The organism is Sphingobium xenophagum (genome assembly GCF_002288285.1).
GTDB lineage: Bacteria > Pseudomonadota > Alphaproteobacteria > Sphingomonadales > Sphingomonadaceae > Sphingobium > Sphingobium xenophagum.
On sequence record NZ_CP022745.1, the window covers coordinates 1,319,792 to 1,337,961 of the forward strand.

Here is an 18,170-nt window from a genome sequence, read left to right on the forward strand (position 1 = left end):
ACCATGACGTACCAGACCCTGCTTTACGATGTCAGCGACAGGATCGCGACCATCACGCTCAATCGGCCCGACGCGATGAATGCGACGACGGACGAACTCTATCAGGAACTGCAGGATCTTCTCGGGAAGGTCTCGGCCGATCCGGGTGTCGGCTGCATCATCCTCACGGGCGCGGGGCGCGGTTTTTGCGCAGGCGCGGATTTGAAAGCGCGCAAGGACGATATGACGCCGCTTCAGCGGCGTGCGCGGCACCGTTGGATTCTCAAGGACATCTTGGAACCGCTTTTTCGCATCGAGAAGCCGGTGATCGCTGCGGTGAACGGCGCCGCTGCGGGAGCGGGCTTCAACATCGCACTTGCCTGCGATTTCATCGTGGCCAGCGAAAATGCCAGTTTCATTCAGGCGTTCGCCCGTGTCGGCCTGGTGCCCGACCTGGGCGGCCTTTACCTTCTTGGCCGGGTGATCGGTATCAACAAGGCCAAGGAACTCTGCTTCACCGCGCGCAAGGTTTCGGCGCAGGAAGCCCACACGCTCGGCATCGTCAATCATGTCGTGCCGCACGATCAGTTGCTGGCCGAGGCGCGTGCCATCGCCGCGAAGATAACGGCAGGCTCGCCTACGGCCATTGGCATGACGAAAACGCTTCTGAACAAGGCGAGCAATTCCACGATCGATCAGATGCTGGAATATGAAAGCTATGCACAGACCGTGGCCTATCTGACGCCCGAATATGAAGAGGGCGTGAAGGCGTTTCGCGAGAAGCGCACCCCCGATTTCGCAGCCGCTGCTGCCCGAGGCTGAGATGGACTTCACCTATACCCCCGCCGAGACCCAGTTTCGCGCCGACCTGCGGGATTGGCTTGCAGATGCTTTGCCCGAGGGCTGGGGGGAGACGGTATTCGAGCCCGAAGATGAAGATGAAAGGGCGATGTTTCGCCTTGATTGGGAAAAGAAGCTGCATTCGGGAGGCTGGAGCGGCATCAATTGGCCGACCGAATATGGTGGCCGTGGCGCAACTCTGGTCGAGCGAGCCATTTTCGCCGAGGAAATGGCCCGCGCCCGCGCGCCTGAGGGCATCAACATCATCGGGCACAACCTCGCCGGGCCGACGATCCTGCATCACGGCACCGAAGAACAGAAGAAACGCTTTCTGCCATCCATCATGTCTTCCGAGGAAGTATGGTGCCAGGGCTTTTCCGAGCCGAACGCCGGGTCCGACCTTGCGTCCGTGCGGACAAAGGCCGAGCGTCGCGGCGACAAGTTCATCGTCAACGGTCAGAAAATCTGGACCAGCTATGCCCAATATTCGCACTGGTGTTTTGCGCTGGTGCGAACCGACCCGGACGCGCCGAAGCATAAAGGCCTCAGCTTCCTCCTGATCGATATGAAGTCGCCGGGCATATCGATCCGTCCCCTGCGGCAGATTTCGGGCGAATGCGAGTTTAACGAGACGTTCTTCGACGATGTCGAGGTGCCGGCCGAGAATATTGTTGGCGACATCAACGACGGCTGGCGCATCGCGATGACCACGCTGGCCTATGAGCGCGGTCCAGAGGATGGCCTGGCGCGTCAGGTACGTTTCAAGCAGGAACTCGACAAGCTTCTTGAAACGCTGGACGGCGAGGACGAGGGCCGTGGCCGCAGTCTCGATGATCCGGCGACGCGCCAGAAACTGGCCCAGTCGATTACCGAAGTGGAGGTCATGCGCCTCAATGCGCTGCGTACTTTCAGCAAATATCTGAACGGTGAAGATCGCGGTCCGGATGCCTCGATCATCAAGCTCTACTGGAGCCATGCCGCTCAGAGGATGTACGAAAACGCAATGGATGCGTTGGGGCCGGCTGCTCCCATTTCCGGCGGCGATCCCCTTTCGGCCGCCGGGGGTCGGTTCCAGCTGAGTTATCTGCAATCCAAGGCTTTCACCATCTACTCGGGTTCGTCCGAAATCCAACGCAACATCATCGGCGAGCGCATGCTCGGCTTGCCACGGTAAGGGGCCACGGCCATGAATTTCGGTTTCGACGAAGAACAGAAGAGCCTGGGTGACACAGTCGCTCAAATGCTGGGTGACTTCCCTGCACTGACCGCTCCGGATCCGGCCGAGGCGCGCGACCCCTCCGCTTGGACTGCTCTGGCTGAGTTGGGACTTTTTTCGCTGCTGGTGCCGGAGGCTGACGGCGGCGTCGGGCTGTCGCTTGTTGATATCGCCCTTGCGATCGAGGCGCTGGGGGCAAGCCTCGCCCCGACCTCCGTCGCATCGACGCTGGTCGCGACGGACCTGATCGTGCGTTTCGGGACTTCCGCCCAGAAGGAAAGCTGGCTTCCGAGAATTGCTGCCGGGACGGCCCGGATTGCCTTGGCGATCCAGGAAGCGGGCGTAGGGTATGATCCTGCAGATATCACCACGGTAGTTGGCGGAAATGGCGTAACCGGTCGCAAGATATTGGTGGCTGACGGTGCCGAAGCCGACATGTTCCTTGTGTTGGCGCTTGTGGACGGCAAGCCGGGATTGGTCATCGTCGATCACAATGCGGGCGGCGTCGCGCTGCGGCCTCATCAGGATATCGACCCGTCCAACGGCCATTGCGAGTTGATCCTCGAAGGAGCGCCTTTGGCAGACATCGCCATCATCGGCCACAAGGATGCCGCACAGGCAGTTGCCCGGCTCATGGATGTGGGCGCTACGCTCAATGCCGGCATGATGATGGGTATCGCGGGGCGTATGCTCGATACTGCCGTCGACTATGCCAAGACGCGTGTGCAGTTCGGACAGCCGATCGGCGCATTTCAGTCGATAAAGCATCGCTGCGCCGACATGGCGGTCGCGATCGAGGCCGGTCGTTCCGCGGTCTATTACGCATTTTGGGCGGTTGCAGAAAACGCGCCGGATCGGTCCAAGGCGAGTTCGATGGCCAAAGCCTATTGTGGGGACGTCGCGCGTCAGGTCTGTAATGAGACCATCCAGCTCCATGGAGGGATGGGCTTCACATGGGAGCTAGGTTTGCACCGGTTTCTGCGTCGCAACAAGGTTCTCGAACATGGTTTCGGCAGCCAGACGTGGCATTATGAGCGCGTCATCAGCGATACCCTCTCTGCCCGTACCGCTACGACCGAACAGCGTCGGGACGCTGCCTGACAGTCGGCGACCGCAAGAGGGTCTAGGATGACGGCAAAGGAAATGGTGTGACACGGACATGAGCGACCAGCTTGCACGAGATATCGAACTACTGGCTGAACTCTTCAAAACGGGGGGCTGGCAGGAAGTACGGATTGAAAGTCAGGGCATAAGCCTCTTGCTTTCGAATGATCCCGCGACGGCACCGATAGGTGGGCAGTCAGTGGGGCCCGTCCCGCTTGCTCCTTCGCCAAGCGCCGTGCCTGCTGCTGCAGTTACCGCCCCAGCTTCTCCGGCTGCGGTGGATACGCCGAGCGCCATTGACCCTTCCTGGAAGGCGGTCACGGCACCCAATCTCGGCACTTTTTATCGCTCGCCAAAGCCCGGTTCGCCGGCTTTCGTCGAGGTGGGGCAACATGTCGAAGCGGACACGGAAGTGTGCCTGATCGAAGTCATGAAGCTGTTCACCTCGGTCAAGGCCGGCGTAGCCGGAACGGTCAAGAGCATCGCGGCGGCCGATGCGGCGCTCGTCGAGGGCGGTCAGGTGCTGCTGTATATTCAACAGGATTGATGAAGCCGGAAGCTCGCCATTTGGCGGGCGCGGCTGGGAGTGGATGGCAAATGGCTCATATTGAATTTCTCGACGAAACCATGCGTGACGGCCAGCAGAGCCTGTGGGGTCTGCGCATGCGCGCCGGCATGGCGCTGCCCGTATCGCCCCTGCTCGATCGGACCGGCTTCACGACGATTGATCTCACAGGCGGCGGCATGCTCGACGTGCTGACCCGTTACTGCCAGGAGAATTACTGGGAAGGGCTTGATCTGCTAGTCAAGTCTATGCCCCAAACGCCCCTTCGGGCGGGCTTGCGAGCCAACGCGAACGTGACCTTCAGCGTCAGTCCGCGTGCGCTGATGGACCTGTGGGTCCGCCGCCTGTGCGCGCATGGTGTTCGATCCTTCTGGATTTATGACGTCCTCTTCGGTTTCGAGAATATGCTTCGCCTCGCAAAAGTGGCGAAGGAGGCCGACGCCAAGGTCGCGGCAGCGATCATGTTCGCCCTCTCGCCGGTGCATACCGACGCTTATTATGCGGAGAAGGTGCGGATATTGGCGGCCAGTCCGGACGTCGATTCCATCCTGCTCTACGACACTGCCGGCGTGCTGGAAAAGGAGCGGCTGCAAACGTTGCTGCCCGGCATCGTCGCAGCGGCGAACGGAAAGCCGATAGAATTCCATGCGAACAATCTGCTTGGCCAGACTGCCAAAGCCTATCTGGATGCGGTCGATCTGGGCGTGTCCGTGCTGCACACTGCCAGCAAACCGATGGCGAACGGTCCCTCCGTACCGGCGACGGAAACGATGGTGCGCAACATCGAGTTGAAAGGGCACAGCCATTCGCTCGACACCAGCCTGTTCCAGCCGGTGGCCGATCATTTCCGCAGCGTTGGGAAGGCAGCAGGCTTCCTGGTCGATCAATATGCCGAGTATGATGTCTTTTCGATCGAGCATCAGATTCCGGGCGGCATGATGGGCACGTTCAAGGCGCAGCTCGAAATGCACCGCATTGTCAAACGGCGTTCAAAAGGGACCCCGATCGGCGTCGAAGAGGGACCCCCTTTTCAGATAATATGATGCTGGTTTGTTGAAGATGGCCTTGCGCTGCGTGCGGCGGAGGGCGGGCGTAGCCCGACCGGAGGCGCGCGCAGCGCAAGATAGATTTTTGAAGGCGCCGAAGGTGGCTGTCAGCTGCGGTTTTTGAAGCGCCAGCTGTCGTTGCCCGTCTCGACGATATCGCAGTGGTGGGTGACGCGGTCGAGCAGCGCCGTGGTCATCTTGGGATCGCCGAACACGGTCGGCCATTCGCCGAAGGCGAGGTTCGTGGTGATGATGACGCTGGTCCGCTCATAAAGCTTGCTGATGAGGTGGAACAGCAACTGCCCTCCCGAGCGGGCGAACGGCAGATAACCGAGCTCGTCGAGAACGATCAGGTCGAGCCGCGACAGCTGCGCCGCCAGGGTCCCGCCTTTGCCGATCCGGGTCTCCTCTTCGAGGCGTGTCACCAGATCGACGGTGTTGAAGTAGCGGGCGCGAGCGCCCCTTCGCACGACATTGGCGGTGATCGCGATGGCGAGGTGGGTCTTGCCTGTCCCCGTGCCGCCGACCAGCACGATATTGCGGCGAGGCGGGAGGAAGGAGCCATCGTGAAGGGAGCGGATCATCTCCTCATTGATCGGTGTGCCCTCGAAGCTGAACCGCTCCAGGTCCTTCACCACGGGCAGCCTCGCAGCCGTCATCCGATAGCGGATGGAGGCTGCATCCCGGTGGGTCGCCTCAGCACGGAGCAGGTCGGTCAGTATCTCCATGGTGGTGCGCTTGCGCTGGAGGCCGGTGGTGACCGCCTCGTCGAACGCCGCCGCCATGCCCTTGAGTCCGAGGCCGCGCATCGTGTCGATCATATCATGCCGCTGCATCATAGCCTCGCAGCAGATCATAGCGGGCACAGTCGGCGAGCGGAGGATGCTGCAGCATCCGGTCTTCCGAAGTGACGATGCTGTGGGGTGTCGCCGGCTCGCGGCGCCGGGAGAGGATGTTGAGGATCAGCTCGTCGCTGGCCGTTCCGTTCGCCAACGCTTCGCGCACGGCAGCCTCTACCGGCTCCAGGCCATCGGTGAGCACCGCCGAGAGGACCCGCACGAACCTGCGATCGGCCTCGTCCCCGGTGCCGAGCCTTCGCCGTAATCGGTGCAGGGCGGGCGGCAGATCCCAGTCCTGGAACGGTGCGCCGTTACGCAGCGCGCCGGGCTTGTGCGCGAGGACCGGCAGATAATGCCAGGGATCGTATATCGTGCGGTTCCGACCGAAGTGGCGCTCATGCTCCCCGACGATCGCATCGCCGCAGCGTATGACGATGCGATCGGCATAGGAGCGCACCTGAACGGTCCGGCGTGCGGCCGTCGACATGACCGAGTAGCGGTTGCGATCGAAGCTGATGAGGCAGGTGCCGGTGACGGCATGCTCGCTCTCATGGAAGCCGTCGAACGGTGCCAGGATCGGCTGCAGGGCCGGTCGCTCCATATCCAGCGCCTCGGCGACGGTAATATCCCCGCGTTCGGGATGGGCATGATGCTCGGCCCAGCGCCGGCACTCGGCCTCCAGCCACCCGTTGAGCTCGGCCAGGCTGGCGAACCGGAGCCGCGGCTGGAAGAAGCGGCCTCGGATTGTCTGGACCTGCTGCTCGACCTGGCCCTTCTCCCATCCCGCCGCCGGCGAGCAGGCGGTCGGCTCGACCATGTAATGATCGGTCATGATCAGGAAGCGGCGGTTGAACACACGCTCCTTGCCGGTGAACACGGCCGTCACCGCCGTCTTCATATTATCGTAGATACCGCGTCGCGGCACACCGCCGAAGAACGCGAACGCCCGGGCATGGGCATCGAACAGCATCTCCTGGCCCTCGCGCGGATAGGCCCGGACATAGGGTGCGCGCGAGTCGCAGAGACGCATATGCGCCACCTTCACCCGCATCGGCTTGCCGGCGATCTCCACATCCTCGTGGCTCCAGTCGAACTGGTAGGCCTCACCCGGCTGGAAGGTCATCGGGATGAACGCCGGTGCGCCTTCGCCAGCATCCTTCCGCCGCGCAGCACGCCAGCGCGCCGCATAGCGGCGCACCGCATCATAGGATCCATCGAACCCCTCGCGCACCAGCAGGTCATGGATACGCGTCATCCGTAGCCGATCGCGGCGGCCGCGACCTTCGTTCTCCTCAAGCAGCGCATCGAGACGATCCTGATAAGGACCGATCCGCGGCAGCGGCTGGACTTTGCGCTGATAGTTGAACGCCGCCTCCGGCGACCGGATCGCTTTGCGGACGACCTTCCGCGACAAACGAAGGTCACGAGCGATCGCCTTGATCGCCTTACCCGCTGCATGCTCACGCCGAATCCGAACCACTGTCTCCACGATCAACATCCCGTTCTCGCCAACTGATCAAAACCAGTCGGCCGACTAAATCCCCGGGATGAAGGGGTCCTTTTTGCACGCCGATCACCCCACGAAGGGGGTGCCTATTGCACGCTGATCCTCAGCACCGCATGATGGATCGTCTGCCCGACGTGCTCGCGGAGGTGGCTGCGGTGCGCAAGGATCTGGGTTATCCCGGCATGGCCACGCCATTCAGCCAGTTGGTCGGCATTCAGGCGGTTCTCAACATTGTCACCGGCGAGCGCTATGGCACGGTCCCGGACGAGGTTGTTCAATATGCTGCCGGCTTCTACGGCGAAACGGTCGCCCCGGTCGACCCTGACGTGATGGATCGCATCATGGCAAGCGCTCGGGCAAAGGAGGTTCTCGACAATCCTCCGGCCGATCCCAGCCTGGAAGATCTTAAAAAGCAGTATGAGACGCAGGACGAGGATGAGCTCATCATGCGCGCGACCGTGCCGCAAGCGGACATCGACAAGATGCGTGCGGCAGGACCGGTACGGCGTGACTATCCGCTGCTCTCGTCGCCCGAACTGGAGCAGGTGCGCAAGCTGATGACCGTGGCCACAATGCCGGTCGTGGAGATCCAGTCTTCAGGACTGAACGTCAACCTTCGCCGGAAAAGTTGACCGCGCGATTTCCCTGAATTTTAGCGTATCGAGAAAAGCCGCGTGTATCTCTTGGGGTACTCGCGGCTTTTCTGTCTTAGCAAGTTATCTGTATCGCCGGGCTCCGCCGGAGCGCAGCCTCGGCAACGCCCTGTCGATCTGGCGGGCGCAGATTCTTAGATCCTTCGGACTCACTACCTGAGAAAACGAGTTTTCTCGCCATGATCGCGTTCGGCATCGTGGCCGCCTTCATAATCTTGTGGGGCCGGATCGCCGACAAGATCGGTGAGCGCATATTGTCGACGGCCATCCCCTCGCTCTCACCTCCGCCAGCCTGTTCGCAACGCTGCTGGCCGGGTCGTTGGTCGTCACCATGATGCTGTTGACACTGGAGCTGCTCGGCAATGACACGATCAAGAGTCGATCTGGGCGCTGTCAACCAAAACCCTGCCGCCTAGCATGGTCCACCGTCGGCGTTGCGGCGATCAACACCATCGCCCATCTCGGCACGGGCAGCGCTACATCTGTGCTGGGCTATATCGAAAATCAGACTGGCAGCTTCCAGATGGCTCTGATCCCACTCGCGAAGCTGACACTGATCGACAGCGTCACCATGCTGCTGATCGGAAGGTAGCAACGCTCACCCGAAGGGTAGGGCTGCATCGAACGGGCGCGAAACAAAGCGGCCGATCTAGTCTGGCACTCCATATGCCCGACAACAGCCTGCAGATAGGGTGAAGACATGCAGATCGCGACCTTCGATCTCTCGTACTGTCGAAGCGGAATCGTCAGCCGTAGGTTAGATTAGCCGACAATCTCATTCTGACTTTCAATGATCCGCACCATCGGCTCGGGTGATAAGATTTCGATCCAATAGCCATCCGGATCCGCAATGAACGCCAGATCCTTCATCCGGCCATCCTGCGGCTTCTTTACAAATGTCACCCCCAGTGCTTCGAATCGTGCGCAAGCTTCGTTTACGTCGGGTACGCTGATACCCAGATGACCAAAGCCGCGTGGCTCATGATTCCCGTTATGATAGCCTGCAAAACTTTCGTCGTCTTCGGTTCCCCAATTGTGGGTGAGTTCAAGCGTCGTCTCGCGCCGGAATATATATCGGGCTCGCTCCGCCGGATCAGCCGGAACACATTCTCCCTCTGCCAGATAGGCCAGAAAATAGAGCGAGAAGCGCATTTCCTCAAAGTCGATCCGCTGGAGAAGGGACATTCCCAGCACGTCACAATAGAATGGTATGGACGCTTCGGGCCTCCGGATTCTCAACATGGTTTGATTGAGAACAAAGTCTTCGGTTCCACGCGGTCTGTTCATCGGCTGGCCTCAAGAAAGATAAGACAAGAGTGGATATCGTCGATCAGCGCGGACGGACAGCATCGCAACGAAGCGCCGGCGGAGCGGCAGGGAGGTCTTCCGTCCAAACAATGCATCGACACGAGACGCTCCCTATTTCGCCGGTTCGGCGGCTGCTTTCGGAAGCGCGTAGGCTATGACTTGATCGCCCCTCTTTGGCGATTGCCGTGCGCCACCCGCTACGATGACGACATACTGACGCCCCGTTTTTGGAGAGATATAGGTCATTGGCGTGGCTTGACTCCCAATGGGCAGTCGTCCTTTCCAGATAGTCTTCCCGGTACGGCTATCCATAGCCCGCAGATAATTGTCCTGGGTCCCTGCGAAGAAAAGCAGACCCGACTGGGTAGCGATAGAGCCACCTAGCGTGGGCATGCCGACAGGAATCGGCAGATGCATTGCCACACCCATTGGTCCGGTATCCTTGAGCGTTCCCATCGGCACTTGCCAGGCGATCTTCCGGGTTGCGAGATTGATTGCCGTCATGGTCCCGTAGGGTGGCTTTTGGCAGGGCACGCCAAGGGCCGTCATCAGCATTCCGTGCGAAGCGCCATAGGGCGTGCCGAACTGCGACATTACGCCAGTCTCCACACCACCAGCATCTGCGGGCACCTTGTTGCGCGGGATCAACTGAGTCCAATAACCCAGCCGCATGTCGTTCACGAAGAGATAGCCACTGGTCGGATCGACCGAAGCGCTGCCCCAGTTCATCCCTCCAAGCGCGCCCGGCCATTGCAGCGCGGGCCCTTTGAGCGAAGGTGCGGTGAATTTGCCGTGATAGATCATCTTCTTGAACATAATCCGGCACAGCATTTGGTCCACCGGAGTCGCCCCCCACATGTCCGATTCGCGCAGATCGGCCGTTCCGATCGAGGGCATACCGACCGAGAAGGGCTGGGTCGGCGCATAGCGCTCGCCCGGCACATCGCCGCGGGGGACGGCTTTCTCAACCACGTCAGCGATAGGCTTGCCGGTAACGCGGTTCAGAAGGAAAATCTGCCCCGTCTTCGTGACTTGAACCAGTGCCGGAACCTTTCTGCCCTTTCCGTCAGGGACGTCCGTCAGGGTCGGCTGCGCCGGAACATCATAATCCCAGACATCGTGATGTACTGTCTGAAATGTCCACTGGACACGCCCGGTTGCGCCGCTCAGCGCCACAATCGACGAGGCGTAGGCTTCGTCCTGCGCGGTGCGATGTCCGCCGAAGAAATCTGGTGTCGCATTCCCGGTCGGCATGTAGATCATGTCAAGCTGCGGATCATAGGCCATCGTCGACCAGACGTTGGGCGTCCCACGCGTATAGACCGCGCCGGGCTCTGGTCGCTTGGTGGTCTTGGCGTTATCTGGATCCATAGCCCAGACCAACGTGCCGGTTCGAACGTCAAATGCCCGGATCACGCCGCCCGGCTCGCCGGTTGAATGATTATCGGTGATACGGCCGGCGACGATGACCTTGTTGCCAGCGACCAGTGGCGCGGAAGTGGGGGTGTAGAATCCGATCTTGGGCTGACCCATGTCCACGCGCAAATCGACAATGCCATTCTTGCCAAAGCCCGCGCACAGCTTGCCGCTGTCCTTGTCCAGCGCGATTAACCGGCCGTCCATGGTGGTCATGAACAGTCGGCGTGAGCAATCGCCCGGCGATGACATCTGCCGCGCGGGATCAGCCTGATTCGTCAGACCGTCGGCTGTAGCATCGAAATAGCCTAGTCCCCGGCAACGCTGCCACTCGTGGACTGCCGTTTGCGAGTCGTAGCGCCAAAGTTCGCGCCCGCTATCTCCATCTACTGCGATCACCTTGTTATAAGGCGTGCAGACATAGAGCGTATCGCCAATCTGAAGCGGGGTGTTTTGATCCTCGGCGCCAAAGCCGTCGCTTTTCGCGATGTCGCCGGTGTGGAAGGTCCAGGCCACATCCAGTTGCCCGACATTGGTCCGATCGATCTGATCAAGCGCCGCAAAGCGTGTGCCGGCGGCATCATTGCCCCAGAAGCGCCAGTCCTTCTGCATGCTGTTTGCCGCAGGGATGATTGGGGGATTGTCCGTCGCTTCGACGATCGAAACAGGGACAAAGCTGTAAGCCGCGGCAGCCGTGACGCAGAGGGCGAGCATGCCCGCAACCGCCCAGGCCGAACGCTTCTTTCTTCTCCCGGCAACAGTCTCGCCCAGCCAAGGATAGAGCAGGCCGATCAGGATGCCCAGGACAGCGAAAGCAAATAGTCGCGATACGAGCGGCCAGAAGGCGAAACCGGCCTCGAAAATGGACCAGACGATCGTTGCGAGAAAGGCGGCGCCATAGACCCAGGCGCCAGCGCGACGACGCCGGATAAGCAAAAGACTCGAAGCCAGCAGGGCAAGGCCCATGAGCAGGAAGTAAGCGCTGCCCCCCAATGTCAGAAGATAGCCGCCTCCAAGCGCAAGCGCTGCGCCGAAAAGACCGACTATGAGCCCGAGAGTGACGCTCGCGATGCGCGGAGCGGGCCATGACTTGCCGATGGAACCCACCGAGACCTCCTTGATGCGCGCAGACGGTCCGGCAGCTGGCGAACTGCTGCTTTTTCAAGTCCGTCTGCGTGCCGTCGGGTCGGCGCTGTTCGATGCGCGGATGTCGCGCTTGCGCGCCGCATAGGGCGGAAATTTAGGGCGTGTCCAAGATATAAATTGCCTAGATTTATACTCATGTGGAATAAGCGGAGGTATGGATATCCGCCACTTTCGCTATTTCGACACTCTCGCGCGTGAAGGCAGTTTCAGCCGTGCAGCAGAAAGGCTGCGGATCGCTCAGCCTGCCTTGAGCAAGCAGATCCGCGACCTCGAAATTGACCTGGGTGGCAAACTGTTCGATCGCACGACCCGACGCGTGGAACTGACACCGTTCGGGCGCATGCTGCTCCCCCAGGTGCAGCAGACGCTTGCCCAGTTCAGCCACGCCCGCATAATCGCCGGCGACTATGTTGCCGGGCGTAGCGGCACTGTGCGCATCGGCATGACCGGCAATGCTATGCTTTCGGAAAAGGTGACAAGCGCATTGCAGCACTTCCGCGCGCACCATCCCAATGCCGTTCTCGAAATGACGGAACAGATCGCATCGAAGCAGATCGAAGCGATTCTGGGTCGGGAACTGGACGTCGGCCTGCAACCCGCCCTCGGCTTTGAGGTCGACAGCAGACTCCAGACGCGGAAGGTGGATAGCTGGCCATGGGTAATGGCCATGGGATCACAGCATCGTCTCGCGGATCAGGCGACCATTCGCTTCGCCGATCTGGATGGCGAGAATTTCATCATGTACGCGGCCGATCAGGGGGGGCGCAACGCATCTTCGGTGCTGCGCGATCTTGCCGGCCATTCTCCCCGCATCGCCTTCGCGTCCGACAATACCATGACAGTACTGGCGATGGTGGCGATCGGACTGGGCATCGCCCCTTTGCCGCAGATACTGTCCTTGTTGCGACATCCCGGCGTTCGCTACGTGCCGATCGCCGATCCCCTGCCCGCATCGGACCTTCTTGTCGTGAGCAGGGTCGGCGACACATTCGGTCCAGCCAAGAAACTGATCGATGCGATCAGCCCTTAGGCACACGTACCGCCTTATTCCGCGAGGGCGGACTTCACCCCCTCGGCAAGCGACGTCGTTGGCCGGCCGATAAGGGTATTCAGTGCTCGCCCGTCATCGTACAGAACGTCCAGCGCTATCTTCGCGCTTGTTTCCGAAAGAATGGCTGGCCAAGGCGCGGGAACGCCTATCCCTTCCAGAGCCCCGCAGAAGTCGGCTTGCGGCATGTCCATATAGACGACCGGCTTCCCGCTTGCGGCTGCAAGCGCGGCAGCATAGTCGGACAAGGTGAAGCTCTCATCGCCAGCCAGTTCATAGATTTGGCTGCCGCTGATCGGCCCCGTCAAAACGGCCGCCGCCGCAGCGGCATAGTCAGCCCGTGTCGCTGCCGAAATGCGGCCGGCCCCTGCGCTGCCCATCACAGCGCCATGTTCGACCTCAGCACCGGCATTCATCGTGAAATTTTCGATATACCAGCCGTTGCGTAGAAGGGCATGAGGAAGCCCGCTCTGGGTGATGGCTGCTTCCGTCGCGCGATGCTCGACGGCCAAGTCCAGCGAGTTGCTGTCGGCATGGAGGATGCTGGTGTAGGCGAGGAAGCCCACGCCGGCCGCCTTGGCCGCCGCGATCACGGCGCGGTGTTGCGCCTCGCGCTGGCCGACTTCGCTCGAAGAGATCAGCAGCAGCCGCTTCACCCCATCGAGAGCCGGCACGAGCGTGTCGGCTTTGCCATAATCAAACGCGCGAACATGAACGCCGCGGCTCTCCAGATCGGCGAGTTTCGCCGGGTCGCGGACCAGGGCGACAATCGCACCGGGTTCGACCGTCGCGAGAAGCGCGTCGATAACGAGGCGGCCAAGTTGGCCCGATGCTCCGGTGACTGCGTACATGGAATATCTCCGTCAATCATTGCGGAGCCTTAGATAGGACCCTAACTTACGCTTAGTAAGTACGCACAAAGAGGTAAGTATGTTGCTGGAGCGCACGTCGGGCAGGCTGGCCGACCGTATGGAGCGCGGGGACCTGTTCGAGCCCCGCTGCCCGTCGCGCACGGTCCTCAAACATGTGACCAGCAGTTGGGGGGTGCTGACGCTTATCGCCCTGCGGCCCGGCACGTTGCGGTTCAGCGCTTTGCGGCGCAAGGTAAACGGGGTCAGCGAAAGGATGCTGGCCCAGACCCTCCAGCAACTCGAAAGCCATGGTCTCGTCCTGCGGGAGAGCTTCCCCGTGGTTCCGCCCCATGTCGAATATACGCTGACCGCTCTGGGCGAGGAAGCGGCTGCCCGCGTGGAGGCTCTGGCGGACTGGATCGAGGATCGTCTGCCCGCGATGATCGGTCCTGCCCAGGAGCCCTGACACGGCGCTGCCACTCCGCTACGAATAGCGTGCGGCCAGCCGGGGCAGTACGGACCGCACGATTTGCGAAGCGCCCGCCAAAGTCGTGTGCAGGCCATCGGCTTCCCGGTAGGCCGGCTCCCCAACCAATATTGTACGCAGGTCGATTGCATCTGCATCCAGGGACAAAGTTGCCTGGCAAACATGGTCCAGATTCCCCTGGTCCCAGAAAGTCGCCATGGATGCCCAGAAGGGACTGGCGGCGGCTCGCACCGAATCGATGCCGGGCGGTGTTATAAGCAGGACGTCGCGGCCCGCGGTGAGGCATTCCTCGCGCACCATCGCGAGTGCGCGCGACGTTTCTTCACCGGAAATCTGCGGCGACGCATCCGGGCGACCGAAGCGCCGCGCATCATTGCCGGGCGCCATGCACAGGATAAGCGGAACTGGCGTCGCGAGGAGCGCCGGAACGCGCGGGATCAACTGGACGCTGGTTTCGCCCGCGCAGGCGGCATTGACGAATGTTGCCATACCGCCACCGAGTGAGCAGACCCGCGCAAGCAAGGCAAACCATCCCAAGCGGTCCGCTGTCAGGCTGTCGCCAATCGCCGCCATGCTTGAGGGACCGTAGGACGACAAACGGTTTACCGCGTTCTGGATGCCGTCTTGTGCGAGAAGGGCGGCCGCGGCGGCATCCAACAGCTGATCGATATGCTTGTCGATTTGCGCCAAATCCTGCGGCGACATCCCGAGGAGCGTTGCCAGGACGTGCCCCGCTCCGGGGAGAGGCGGCAGCAATTTCCCGGGTTCGACCAGACGGACCAGAAGCAGCAATTCGGGAGAATAGTCGGACATCGTTTTTCCGGATCATGAGGGAGGGCGGCGGTTAGCGTGCGAGCGGCGAAAAATCCGGACCGAACTGTGCCAGATCGGGCATCGCCATGACGGGCATGTCGTCCAGGCGATCCACATAGTCTGCCAGCCTTTCAAGCAGGTCTGCTCGCGCCGAGATGTCGAGATAGGGGACATGATAGGCGACGAACGGCTCCAGAACGGCAAGGCCTACATAGCCCAGAGCGCCCTGCAGGAAATGCCGCAGCATGCCACGTTCCAGCTGCCCATGGAGATGATGGGGGCCGAACATGGCCTCTCTCCCGCCAAGGCTAAAAGCAGCCATCGCGCGTTTTCCGGCTAGTCCACCCTGACCATAGATCCGGCGGCCGCCGTAAAAGGGGCCGGAGATGAAGACCCGGTCGATCCACCCCTTGAGGATCGCCGGTACGCTGAACCAGAAAAGCGGAAAGGTGAACACCAGGATGTCCGCCGCCAGCACATGCTCAATCTCGCGCAGGATGTCGGGCGCGAGCGAGCCCGTCTCGAAGCCATGGCGCTGTTCCAGCGCATAGGTGAGGTGCGCACTGTCCTTCCGTTCACCAAAATCTGCCGGAGACAGCACGGGGTTGAATCCCATCGCGTAGAGATCGGAATGGCTGACCGTTGCGCCGCCCGCTTCGAAGCGCTCAGCAATGACGTTGCGCATGGCCGTCACGAAGGAGTCCGCCTCCGATTGCGCGTGGATAATGTGAACCTGCATCGCCTCTCCTTTTCAAGGCGGCATGCAATCAAGATTCATGCCACTGCTGCCCGGCAGGAAATCAGCCTTTTGAGAAAGCAGAAAGCCGGCGTGATTTCATGAATTGGTGAAGTCGAGATTTCCGCCTTCATGAAAAGCTGATGCATCTTCACAGAGGGGCGTCACAAAATCGATTGGAAACCCCTGTTTTCTGGCGTCTTTCGCCGGTTGGCACGATGGTTGCTGAGTATGGTCGTGCAAGCAGCAGACACTGACGCGGCGTACCGTGCAGGGAGAGGCGACCGACGTGACCGACCTTCAATCAAACACCGCCCCAGGCCGGACGCACTTCATCGTGTCGGCTGTGGTCGAGGAGTTTATCATCTCCATCCCCAGCCTGGACGCGCGTTTCACCTGCCGGTCCGACCAGACCATTTTGAAAGCTATGATCGGCCAAGGGTTGAAGCCTTTGGCGATAGGCTGTCGCAACGGCGGCTGCGGCGTCTGTCGCATCCGCATCCAGTCGGGCGATCATCACAGCCTGCCGATGAGCCGAAGCCGCGTGTCCACGGCCGACGAGGCGGCAGGCATCCGCCTGGCCTGCCGTGTCTATCCCGCGTCTGATCTGCTCATCGAACCGATGCCGCTTACCAGCCTTTCCCTTGGCAAGTCGCAATGTCGCGCCGCGTGAACCCGGTGACCTACATTCAGGCGCTGCCCGCTGCTTCGGCATCCCAAGCGATGCTGGCCGCAGCCGTTCGGCGCGCCGAGCAACTGGGCGTCAGGGTGAACATCGCTGTCGTCGATGGCGGTGGGAATCTTGCCGGCTTCATCCGCATGCCCGGCTCTTTCCTCAGCTCGATCGAGATGGCGATCGACAAGGCTTACACGGCCGCCAGCTTCGGCATGTCTACACGCGGCTTTGGCGACCTGCTCGAAACGGCATCGCGCCCGGTGCGCGACGGAATGCTGCGTCGTCCTCGCCTGAGCGAAGTCCCCGGCGGCGCGCCGATCATGGTGGACGACCAGATGCTCGGCGCGATCGGCGTATCGGGCGCCAGCGACGAACAGGATGAAGATATCGCAACCGCCGCACTGACGGCGCTCGAAGGACTGACTGCATGACCGACACTGAACTCGCCCAACGGGATGCACCGACCCGGCAAGGTCCTGCAACATCCTTCCGGCACTTCATCGATGGTGCCTATGTGGAAAGCATCTCTGGCCGGACGTTCGAGAACCGGCGGCCATTTGACAACGGGCTGATAGGGCATGTTGCGGAAGGTGGCCGAGAGGAGATCGATGCCGCCGTGAATGCGGCCCGTGCCGCGCTCGACGGCCCTTGGGGCAAACTGACCGTAGACGATCGTTCCGATCTGATGCGTGCCGTCGCCGACGGCATCACCGCACGCTTCGATGACTTCGTTGCCGCGGAAATGGCCGATACGGGACAACCCAAGTCGATGATGGCACACGCCTTCATTCCGCGTGGGGCAGCCAACTTCAAGGTGTTCGCCGACGTCGTGAAGAATGTCGCGACCGAAAGCTTTCAGTCCCCGACGCCGGACGGCACCGGCGCCATCAACTATTCCATCCGCAAGCCAAAGGGCGTGATCGGTGTGATCAGCCCCTGGAACTCCCCTCTGCTGCTGATGACGTGGAAGGTCGCGCCGGCGCTGGCCTGCGGCAACAGCGTGATCGTCAAGCCATCGGAGGAAACCCCAGGCACAGCGACGTTACTAGGCGAGGTGATGAACGCGGTCGGCGTGCCCAAGGGCGTCTACAATGTCGTCCACGGCTTCGGACCGGATTCGGCCGGTGCATTCCTGACCGAGCATCCCGGCGTCGATGCCATTACCTTCACCGGCGAGACCCGCACCGGCACGGCAATCATGAAGGCTGCCGCCGAAGGCCTGCGCGACGTGTCTTTCGAACTGGGGGGCAAAAACAGCGCCATCGTCTTCGCCGATGCCGATCTCGACGCTGCGATCGAAGGTATCATGCGCTCGGTCTTCCTCAACTGCGGACAGGTCTGCCTCGGCACCGAGCGCGTTCTGGTCGAACGGCCGCTCTTCGATCGCTTTGTCGCCACCCTCAAGGCCAAGGCCGAAACCCTGCGCCCAGGTCATCCCGAAGACAAGGCCACCAGCTTTGGCCCGCTCATCTCCCGCGAGCATCAGAAGAAGGTACTGTCCTATTATGAGCGTGCCCGCAGGGATGGCGCGACCATCGTCACAGGCGGCGGCGTTCCCGATATGCCCGCCGAAATGGCAGCAGGCGCCTGGGTTGAGCCGACGATCTGGACAGGCCTTCCCGACGACAGCGTCGTGATCCACGAAGAGATTTTCGGCCCCTGCTGTCATATCCGGCCGTTCGACACGGAAGCCGAAGCCGTCGCCATCGCCAACAACACCCAATATGGCCTCGCGACCACGATCTGGACCCGTGACCTGTCGCGCGCCCACCGGGTCGCCGCCAATGTCGATGTCGGCATCACCTGGGTGAACAGCTGGTTCCTGCGCGACCTGCGGACACCGTTCGGTGGCTCCAAACAGTCCGGCATCGGTCGCGAGGGCGGTGTCCACAGCCTCGAATTCTACACCGAACTGCGCAACATCTGCGTGAAGCTGTGAC

At 61.3% G+C, this 18,170-nt stretch carries 19 protein-coding genes; 12 read left to right on the forward strand and 7 right to left on the reverse strand.

Going from position 1 to position 18,170, the window contains the following annotated elements:
• The first annotated feature begins 3 nt into the window (after positions 1–3).
• Genes CJD35_RS06390 through CJD35_RS06410 form a run of 5 tightly spaced genes read left to right on the forward strand, consistent with a single transcriptional unit; the run spans position 4 to position 4,747 of the window.
• A complete protein-coding gene (locus CJD35_RS06390; RefSeq protein WP_244917241.1) occupies positions 4–801 on the forward strand; it encodes an enoyl-CoA hydratase/isomerase family protein in 798 nt (265 codons plus the stop codon).
• A gap of 1 nt (position 802) precedes the next feature.
• The gene (locus tag CJD35_RS06395) at positions 803–1,993 is read left to right on the forward strand and encodes an acyl-CoA dehydrogenase (RefSeq protein ID WP_095686941.1); all 1,191 of its coding nucleotides are present in this window, start codon (positions 803–805) and stop codon (positions 1,991–1,993) included.
• A 12-nt stretch (positions 1,994–2,005) separates the two neighbouring features.
• Complete coding sequence (locus CJD35_RS06400) at positions 2,006–3,136, forward strand: acyl-CoA dehydrogenase family protein (RefSeq protein WP_095686942.1); 1,131 nt, start codon at positions 2,006–2,008, stop codon at positions 3,134–3,136.
• Positions 3,137–3,194: 58 nt separating this feature from the next.
• Positions 3,195–3,686: an acetyl-CoA carboxylase biotin carboxyl carrier protein gene (locus tag CJD35_RS06405; RefSeq protein WP_095686943.1), complete on the forward strand. Its 492-nt coding sequence runs from the start codon at positions 3,195–3,197 to the stop codon at positions 3,684–3,686.
• A 50-nt stretch (positions 3,687–3,736) separates the two neighbouring features.
• Entirely contained in the window at positions 3,737–4,747 is a 1,011-nt protein-coding gene (locus CJD35_RS06410; protein ID WP_244917232.1) for a beta/alpha barrel domain-containing protein, read from the forward strand.
• A 110-nt stretch (positions 4,748–4,857) separates the two neighbouring features.
• Here CJD35_RS06410 and istB read toward each other — a convergent pair whose 3' ends face one another.
• Positions 4,858–5,586, reverse strand: coding sequence for an IS21-like element helper ATPase IstB (istB, locus tag CJD35_RS06415; RefSeq protein ID WP_031304487.1), 729 nt, complete (start codon positions 5,584–5,586; stop codon positions 4,858–4,860).
• Positions 5,573–7,087: an IS21 family transposase gene (gene istA / locus CJD35_RS06420; protein WP_021238707.1), complete on the reverse strand. Its 1,515-nt coding sequence runs from the start codon at positions 7,085–7,087 to the stop codon at positions 5,573–5,575. Before istA ends, istB begins: the two co-directional genes overlap by 14 nt.
• 122 nt (positions 7,088–7,209) lie before the next feature.
• On the opposite strand from istA, the gene CJD35_RS06425 reads away from it, so the two are divergent.
• On the forward strand, positions 7,210–7,728 hold the full coding sequence (locus CJD35_RS06425) for a hypothetical protein (protein ID WP_216628959.1): 519 nt from the start codon (positions 7,210–7,212) through the stop codon (positions 7,726–7,728).
• Positions 7,729–8,080: 352 nt separating this feature from the next.
• Positions 8,081–8,341 carry a hypothetical protein gene (locus tag CJD35_RS06435; RefSeq protein ID WP_095686945.1) on the forward strand — a complete coding sequence of 87 codons (261 nt, stop codon included), beginning with the start codon at positions 8,081–8,083 and terminating at the stop codon, positions 8,339–8,341.
• 170 nt (positions 8,342–8,511) lie between these two features.
• Here CJD35_RS06435 and gloA read toward each other — a convergent pair whose 3' ends face one another.
• Positions 8,512–9,036 carry a lactoylglutathione lyase gene (gloA, locus tag CJD35_RS06440; protein ID WP_095686946.1) on the reverse strand — a complete coding sequence of 175 codons (525 nt, stop codon included), beginning with the start codon at positions 9,034–9,036 and terminating at the stop codon, positions 8,512–8,514.
• Between the two features lie 132 nt (positions 9,037–9,168).
• Complete coding sequence (locus CJD35_RS06445; protein ID WP_244917233.1) at positions 9,169–11,580, reverse strand: membrane-bound PQQ-dependent dehydrogenase, glucose/quinate/shikimate family; 2,412 nt, start codon at positions 11,578–11,580, stop codon at positions 9,169–9,171.
• Between the two features lie 193 nt (positions 11,581–11,773).
• Here CJD35_RS06445 and CJD35_RS06450 point away from each other — a divergent pair, with 193 nt between their 5' ends.
• On the forward strand, positions 11,774–12,649 hold the full coding sequence (locus CJD35_RS06450; protein ID WP_095686947.1) for a LysR family transcriptional regulator: 876 nt from the start codon (positions 11,774–11,776) through the stop codon (positions 12,647–12,649).
• A gap of 14 nt (positions 12,650–12,663) precedes the next feature.
• Here the strand turns inward: CJD35_RS06450 and CJD35_RS06455 are convergent, their stop codons facing one another.
• A complete protein-coding gene (locus CJD35_RS06455; protein ID WP_095686948.1) occupies positions 12,664–13,518 on the reverse strand; it encodes an NAD(P)H-binding protein in 855 nt (284 codons plus the stop codon).
• 79 nt (positions 13,519–13,597) lie between these two features.
• Here CJD35_RS06455 and CJD35_RS06460 point away from each other — a divergent pair, with 79 nt between their 5' ends.
• The gene (locus tag CJD35_RS06460; RefSeq protein ID WP_095686949.1) at positions 13,598–13,984 is read left to right on the forward strand and encodes a winged helix-turn-helix transcriptional regulator; all 387 of its coding nucleotides are present in this window, start codon (positions 13,598–13,600) and stop codon (positions 13,982–13,984) included.
• Positions 13,985–14,002: 18 nt separating this feature from the next.
• Here CJD35_RS06460 and CJD35_RS06465 read toward each other — a convergent pair whose 3' ends face one another.
• Positions 14,003–14,818 (reverse strand): SGNH/GDSL hydrolase family protein, encoded by an 816-nt coding sequence (locus CJD35_RS06465; RefSeq protein ID WP_095686950.1) that lies wholly within the window; start codon positions 14,816–14,818, stop codon positions 14,003–14,005.
• A 31-nt stretch (positions 14,819–14,849) separates the two neighbouring features.
• Positions 14,850–15,557 carry an NAD(P)H-dependent oxidoreductase gene (locus CJD35_RS06470; RefSeq protein WP_095686951.1) on the reverse strand — a complete coding sequence of 236 codons (708 nt, stop codon included), beginning with the start codon at positions 15,555–15,557 and terminating at the stop codon, positions 14,850–14,852.
• A 286-nt stretch (positions 15,558–15,843) separates the two neighbouring features.
• Here CJD35_RS06470 and CJD35_RS06475 point away from each other — a divergent pair, with 286 nt between their 5' ends.
• Genes CJD35_RS06475 through CJD35_RS06485 form a run of 3 tightly spaced genes read left to right on the forward strand, consistent with a single transcriptional unit; the run spans position 15,844 to position 18,169 of the window.
• A complete protein-coding gene (locus CJD35_RS06475; protein WP_157742289.1) occupies positions 15,844–16,227 on the forward strand; it encodes a 2Fe-2S iron-sulfur cluster-binding protein in 384 nt (127 codons plus the stop codon).
• Positions 16,212–16,661 (forward strand): GlcG/HbpS family heme-binding protein, encoded by a 450-nt coding sequence (locus CJD35_RS06480; protein WP_174703641.1) that lies wholly within the window; start codon positions 16,212–16,214, stop codon positions 16,659–16,661. The genes CJD35_RS06475 and CJD35_RS06480 overlap by 16 nt, the downstream gene beginning before the upstream one ends.
• Positions 16,658–18,169, forward strand: coding sequence for a 2-hydroxymuconic semialdehyde dehydrogenase (locus tag CJD35_RS06485; RefSeq protein WP_095686953.1), 1,512 nt, complete (start codon positions 16,658–16,660; stop codon positions 18,167–18,169). Before CJD35_RS06480 ends, CJD35_RS06485 begins: the two co-directional genes overlap by 4 nt.
• Position 18,170 lies beyond the last annotated feature (1 nt).

Coding starts and splice junctions, on each gene's coding strand:
- CJD35_RS06390 (WP_244917241.1), top strand. CDS start 4: ATGACGTACCAGACCCTGCTTTACGATGTCAGCGACAGGATCGCGACC.
- CJD35_RS06395 (WP_095686941.1), top strand. CDS start 803: ATGGACTTCACCTATACCCCCGCCGAGACCCAGTTTCGCGCCGACCTG.
- CJD35_RS06400 (WP_095686942.1), top strand. CDS start 2,006: ATGAATTTCGGTTTCGACGAAGAACAGAAGAGCCTGGGTGACACAGTC.
- CJD35_RS06405 (WP_095686943.1), top strand. CDS start 3,195: ATGAGCGACCAGCTTGCACGAGATATCGAACTACTGGCTGAACTCTTC.
- CJD35_RS06410 (WP_244917232.1), top strand. CDS start 3,737: ATGGCTCATATTGAATTTCTCGACGAAACCATGCGTGACGGCCAGCAG.
- istB (WP_031304487.1), bottom strand. CDS start 5,586: ATGCAGCGGCATGATATGATCGACACGATGCGCGGCCTCGGACTCAAG.
- istA (WP_021238707.1), bottom strand. CDS start 7,087: ATGTTGATCGTGGAGACAGTGGTTCGGATTCGGCGTGAGCATGCAGCG.
- CJD35_RS06425 (WP_216628959.1), top strand. CDS start 7,210: ATGATGGATCGTCTGCCCGACGTGCTCGCGGAGGTGGCTGCGGTGCGC.
- CJD35_RS06435 (WP_095686945.1), top strand. CDS start 8,081: ATGATGCTGTTGACACTGGAGCTGCTCGGCAATGACACGATCAAGAGT.
- gloA (WP_095686946.1), bottom strand. CDS start 9,036: ATGAACAGACCGCGTGGAACCGAAGACTTTGTTCTCAATCAAACCATG.
- CJD35_RS06450 (WP_095686947.1), top strand. CDS start 11,774: ATGGATATCCGCCACTTTCGCTATTTCGACACTCTCGCGCGTGAAGGC.
- CJD35_RS06455 (WP_095686948.1), bottom strand. CDS start 13,518: ATGTACGCAGTCACCGGAGCATCGGGCCAACTTGGCCGCCTCGTTATC.
- CJD35_RS06460 (WP_095686949.1), top strand. CDS start 13,598: ATGTTGCTGGAGCGCACGTCGGGCAGGCTGGCCGACCGTATGGAGCGC.
- CJD35_RS06465 (WP_095686950.1), bottom strand. CDS start 14,818: ATGTCCGACTATTCTCCCGAATTGCTGCTTCTGGTCCGTCTGGTCGAA.
- CJD35_RS06470 (WP_095686951.1), bottom strand. CDS start 15,557: ATGCAGGTTCACATTATCCACGCGCAATCGGAGGCGGACTCCTTCGTG.
- CJD35_RS06480 (WP_174703641.1), top strand. CDS start 16,212: ATGTCGCGCCGCGTGAACCCGGTGACCTACATTCAGGCGCTGCCCGCT.
- CJD35_RS06485 (WP_095686953.1), top strand. CDS start 16,658: ATGACCGACACTGAACTCGCCCAACGGGATGCACCGACCCGGCAAGGT.